The following is a 5,559-nucleotide window of genomic DNA, read 5'->3' on the forward strand; positions in this document are numbered from 1 at the left end:
AGGCACACCCCCACCACCGACTCGGGCCCCACCCCCGCCGCCCGCAACCGCCACGCCAACGCCTCGGCACGCTCGTCCAGCCGCGCGTACGACAGCCCTTCGCCCTCGAACCGCACCGCCACCCCGTCCGGAGAACGCCCCACCTGCTCCCCGACCAACCCGTGCAACAACCCACCCACCGGATAGGCCACCGCCGTGTCATTGAACCCCGCCAACACCTCCACCTCGCGCTCGGACAGCAGTGACACCCGGGAGACCGCGGCCGCCGGATCGGCCACCACGCCGCGCAGCAGCCGTCCGTAGTGCTCGGCGAGACGGTCAGCGGTGGCGCGGTCGAACAGGGCGGTGGAGTACTGGAGGGAGCCGGACAGGGAGCCGTCCTCGTGTTCCAGCACGTGCAGCATCAGGTCGAAGGCCGATCCGGCCCCGGCCGTGGGGACCACCCGCACGTCCAGGCCGGGCAGGGTGAACGGCCGGGCGGCGGCGTTCTGGAGGGCGAAGGACACCTGGAAGAGGGGGTTGCGGGAGAGGTCCCGCTCCGGCGCCAGCTCGTTCACCAGGCTCTCGAACGGCACGTCCTGGTGGGTGAAGGCGTCCAGCGCCGTCTCCCGCACCTTGGCCAGCAGATCGAGGAAGGACGGCTCGTCGGACAGGTCGGCCCGCATCACCAGGGTGTTGGTGAAGAAGCCGACCAGCTCCTCCACCTCCACCAGTGACCGGCCCGCCACCGGCGTACCCACCGCGATGTCCTGCTGGCCGGTGTGCCGGGCCAGCAGGGCCTGGAAGGCGGCGAGCAGCACCATGAACGGCGTCGCGCCGTGCGCCCGGGCCAGTCGTCCGACCGCCGCGACCAGCTCGGGGGCGAGCTCGAACTCCACGCTGTCGCCGGTCGCGTCCCAGACCGCCGGCCGCGGCCGGTCCGTCGGCAGGGCCAGCGGCGTCAGCCCGGCCAGCCGGCCGCGCCAGTACGCCAGTTCCCCGGCCAGCCGGTCGCCGGACAGGTACTCGCGCTGCCAGTCGGCGAAGTCGGCGTACTGCACCGGGAGCGGCTCGGGAAGCGGCGTCCCGCCGGTGAAGGCGCCGTAGAAGGAGTCCAGTTCCCGGGCCAGGACGCCCCAGGACCAGCCGTCGAAGGCGATGTGGTGCACCACGAGCAGCAGCAGGTGCTCCTCGTCGGCGAGCCGGAGCAGGGTCAGCCGCAGCGGCAGTTCGGTGGCCAGGTCGAACGGGCGGCGGATGCCCCGGTCGACGACCGAGCGTACCCCGGCCTCCCGCTCATTCACCTGAAGATGCGTCAGGTCAACGTGCTCGACGGGGAGTTCGGCGTACTCGGAGATCGCCTGGACGGGCGCTCCCTGGACCGCCGGGTACCGGGTCCGCAGCACCTCGTGCCGGTCCAGCACCGCCTGTGCCGCCCGGACCAGCGCCCCGGCGTCCAGCGCCCCGGTGATCCGCAGCACGAGCGGCAGCAGGTAGTCCGCCGCCCCCGGCCGCAACTGGTCGAGGAACCAGAGCCGTTCCTGGGCGAAGGACGTCGGGCAGTGCACCGGCTGCCCCTGCGCAGCCTCGGCCGCCACGTCGGCCTCCGGGCCGAAACCACCGTTCACCTGCCACCTCCCACAGAGCGCCACGTCGGCGTGCGGTCAGCCTGCCGAGCACCCGGCGGCGCGCGGTAGAGAGGGACCGGCAGACCTGCGCGCGGCACGACTGCGCACTCCGCTGTCGGTTCTTCTCTGGGGGCGCGGAGCCGGCCTGCGGCACGCTGTCCTGCGACAGCGCCGGACCCCGAGGGCCGGTCGACCACTGCGGGAGGACAGCGGGATGGCTGACGAGAGCACCGACGAGCGCACCTACTGCGTGGTCCACAACGACGAGGAGCAGTACTCGATCTGGCTCGCGGACCGGGACCTGCCGCTCGGCTGGTACCGGGAGGGCTTCGAGGGGCTCAAGCAGGCCTGCCTGGACCACATCGACACGGTGTGGACGGACATGCGCCCGCTCAGCCTGCGCCGCCGCATGGAGCAGGCGAGCCAGGCCTGATGGGCGAGCGGAGCGAGCACGTGGCGCTGCCCGACACCCCCCTGCACCAGCGGGTCGCGCAGCACGCGGCCGCCACGCCGTGGGCCGTCGCGCTGGAGTGCGCCGGCGAGCGGCTGACCTACGCCGAACTGGACGTCAGGGCGAACCAGGTGGCGCACCTGCTGGGCGAACACGGGGTCGGCCCCGGTGACCCGGTGGCGGTCTGCGCGGGGCGGGACATCGAGGTGGTGGTCGCGCTGCTCGGCGTGCTCAAGGCCGGCGGCTACTACGTGCCGCTGGACCCGGAGTACCCGGCCGAGCGGCTGGCGTTCATGGCGGCCGACTCCGGAGCCCGGATCCTGCTGGTCCAGGCGGAGTGGGTGGACCGCTTCGACGCGGTGCCGGGCCTGCGCGCCGTCCTGATCACGAAGGGACGGATGGCGCCCGACCTGCCGGTCACCGCGCCGCCGGTCGCCGTCCGCCCGGACGACCTCGCCTACCTCATGTACACCTCCGGATCCACGGGCCGGCCCAAGGGGGTCGGGATCACCCACCGGAACGTGCTGCGGCTGGTGCACGGGGTCGACTACGCCGACCTCGACGCCGGGCAGGTCGTGCTGATGCTCGCTTCGCTCTCCTTCGACGCCTCGACCTTCGAGATCTGGGCCCCGCTGGCCAACGGGGCCAGGCTGGCGGTACTTCCGCAGGGCATCCCCACCGGCGAGTCGATCGAGCGGGCGGTCCGGGACCACGGCGTCACCCTGCTGATGCTCACCAGCGGGCTGTTCCAGCACGTGGTGCGCACCCGCCCCACCGCCCTGGCCGGGGTCCGCCACGTGCTCGTGGTCGGCGACGTGGCACCGCCCGCCGAGGTGCGGGCCCTGATCGAACTCGGCGTCGAGGTCAGCAACGGCTACGGGCCCACCGAGTGCACGACGTTCAGCTGCGTCCGGCGCGGCATCACGCCGGCCGAGACGGGCGGCAGCATCCCGATCGGCACCGCCATCACCAACACCACCGCGTACGTCGTGGACGACCGGGGCGGTCTCACCCCGCCGGGCGCGGAGGGTGAACTGCTGGTCGGCGGGCCCGGGGTGGGCCGCGGCTACCTCGGGCGGCCCGCCCTCACCGCCGAGCGCTTCGTGCCGGACCCGTTCGGCACCACGCCGGGCGGCCGGCTGTACCGCACCGGGGACCTGGTGGCTCGTCAGGAGGACGGCCTGTTCAGGTTCCTGGGCCGGCGCGACCAGCAGGTGAAGATCCTCGGGCACCGGGTGGAGCCCGGCGAGATCGAGGCGGCACTGGGGAACCACCCCGCGCTCGCCGCGGCGGCGGTCGCCGTGCGGCTGACCGCGGTCGGGGACAAGCAACTGGTCGGCTACGTCGTCCCCGAGGGCGAAGCGGCCCCCTCCGGCGCGCAGTTGCGGGCGTACCTGCGGGAGCGGCTGCCGGACCACCTGGTCCCGACCGCCTTCGTGACGCTCGCCGGGCTGCCGCTCACCCCGAACGGCAAGGTGGACCGGGCGGCGCTGCCGGCGCCGGCAGCGGGCGGGGCCGCGCCGGAGGCGGTGGCCAGGACGCCGCTGGAGGAGGCCGTCGCCGCGATCTGGACCGAACTGCTCGGCGTGCACCCGATCGGCGTGGACGACGACTTCTTCGAGCTGGGCGGCCACTCGCTGCTGGCCACCCAGGTGGCCACGCTGCTGGGGGACCGGTTCCCCGTCGCGCTGCCCGCGCGCGCCGTGTTCGACGAGCCGACGGTCGCGCGGCTGGCCGGCCGGCTGCAACGCGCGATCACCGAGCACGTCATGCAACTGTCCGATGCCGAGGTGGAGTCGATGTTGTCGCAGGTGCGTGAGGGATGAGCACAGTGCCGAACCGGCGTGCGCCGGAGAGTTCCGGGGACCAGCGGCAGGCGCTGCTGGACAGCCTCCTGCGCGGCGCCGCCGGGCCCGCGCGCGCGTCCGGGGCGATCGGCCCCGTACCGCGCGACCGGCGGCTGCCCCTCTCCTTCGCCCAGCAGCGGATCTGGACGCTGGAGCAACTGCGCCCCGGCACCGTCGAGTACGTGCTGCCGCTCGGCTGGGAGCTGCGCGGGCCGCTGGACGTACCGGCGCTGCGCCGGGCCCTGCGCGAGGTGGTCGAGCGGCACGAGGTGCTGCGCACCCGCTACCGGGAGGACGGGCACCGGCCGGTCCAGGTGGTGGATCCGGCCGCCGATCCGGACTTCGCGGAGCTGGACCTCGGCGACCTGAGCCCGTCCGAACGCCCGGTGCGACTGGCGGAGTTGTTGGAGCGCGAGGCCAGGACGCCGTTCGACCTGGCCGGCCACTGGCCGCTGCGGGCCCGGCTGGTGCGGCTCACCGCGGACCACCACGTGCTGTCCCTGGCCCTGCACCACATCGCCTTCGACGGCTGGTCGGTCGGCGTGCTCGCCCGTGAACTCGCCGCCGCCTACTCGGCGTTCGCCACCGGCACGCCGAGCCCGCTGGAGCCGCTGCCGGTGCAGTACGCCGACTTCGCCGCCTGGCAGCGCCGCGAGCCCGCCGGCCCGGCGACCGGGCAGCCGGCGTACTGGCGGTCAGTGCTCGAGGGCGCGACGGCGACCGAGCTGGCCGCCGACCGGCGCCGCCCCCCGGTCTTCGACCCGGCCGGCGCCACCCTGCCGTTCACCGTGCCGGCCCGGACGGCGCAGGCCCTGACGGAGCTCGGGCGCTCGCGCGGCGCGACGCCGTTCATGGTGCTGCTGGCCGCGTTCCAGGTCCTGCTGGCCCGGCACACCGGCCTGACCGACATCGTGGTGGGCACCCCGGTGGCCGGCCGCACCAGGGTCGAGGTGCGGGGCCTGGTCGGCTTCTTCGTCAACACCCTGGTGATGCGCACCGACCTGTCCGGCGACCCGTCGTTCCTGACGGCCGTGGACCGGGTGCGGGAGACGGCGCTGGACGCCTTCGCCCACCAGGACGTGCCGTTCGAGAGGCTGGTGGACGAGCTGGCGCCGGAGCGGGACCCTTCGCGCAACCCGCTGTTCCAGATCATGTTCGCGCTGAACAACACCGATCCCGCGGGGTTCGAGGCCGCGGACGTGCGGGCCACCGAGTTCACCACGCCCTGGCACGGCTCCAAGTTCGACCTGACGCTGTACCTGACCGAGCAGCCCGACGGCTCGCTGAGCGGAGTCGTCGAGTACGCGACGGCGCTGTTCGACCGGGAGCGGATGGCGGTGCTCGTGCGGCACTTCGGCACGCTGCTCGAAGAGCTGGTCGCGCGACCCCGACTGTCCGTGCATCAGATCTCGCTGGCTTCGGCCGATGAGGTGGAGGTGTTGGCGGGGTTCAATGACACGGCGGTGGCCTATCCGGTGGGTGGGTTGTTGCACGGGTTGGTCGGGGAGCAGGTGGGGCGTTCGCCTGCCGGGGTGGCGGTGCGGTTCGAGGGTGAGGGCCTGTCGTACGCGCGGCTGGACGAGCGTGCCGAGGCGTTGGCGTGGCGGTTGCGGGCGGCGGGGGTGGGGCCCGAGTCGGTGGTGGGGGTGTGCCT

At 73.8% G+C, this 5,559-nt stretch carries 4 protein-coding genes; 3 read left to right on the top strand and 1 reads right to left on the bottom strand.

Features of this window, described 5'->3' with window-relative positions:
• Positions 1-1,607: condensation domain-containing protein (locus tag ACZ7C5_RS37720; RefSeq protein ID WP_470324435.1), on the bottom strand; the 1,607-nt coding region annotated here is incomplete at its 3' end.
• A 214-nt stretch (positions 1,608-1,821) separates the two neighbouring features.
• On the opposite strand from ACZ7C5_RS37720, the gene ACZ7C5_RS37725 reads away from it, so the two are divergent.
• The 3 genes from ACZ7C5_RS37725 to ACZ7C5_RS37735 form a co-directional block, all read left to right on the top strand.
• Positions 1,822-2,040, top strand: a complete 219-nt coding sequence (locus ACZ7C5_RS37725) for an MbtH family protein (protein WP_188299412.1) — start codon at positions 1,822-1,824, stop codon at positions 2,038-2,040.
• Positions 2,040-3,884, top strand: coding sequence for an amino acid adenylation domain-containing protein (locus tag ACZ7C5_RS37730; RefSeq protein ID WP_470324436.1), 1,845 nt, complete (start codon positions 2,040-2,042; stop codon positions 3,882-3,884). Before ACZ7C5_RS37725 ends, ACZ7C5_RS37730 begins: the two co-directional genes overlap by 1 nt.
• On the top strand, positions 3,881-5,559 hold a 1,679-nt coding region (locus ACZ7C5_RS37735), incomplete at its 3' end, for a condensation domain-containing protein (RefSeq protein ID WP_470324437.1). The genes ACZ7C5_RS37730 and ACZ7C5_RS37735, both read left to right, overlap by 4 nt.

It is taken from the genome of Kitasatospora sp. NPDC036993 (genome assembly GCF_055607525.1).

Coding starts and splice junctions, on each gene's coding strand:
- ACZ7C5_RS37725 (WP_188299412.1), top strand. CDS start 1,822: ATGGCTGACGAGAGCACCGACGAGCGCACCTACTGCGTGGTCCACAAC.
- ACZ7C5_RS37730 (WP_470324436.1), top strand. CDS start 2,040: ATGGGCGAGCGGAGCGAGCACGTGGCGCTGCCCGACACCCCCCTGCAC.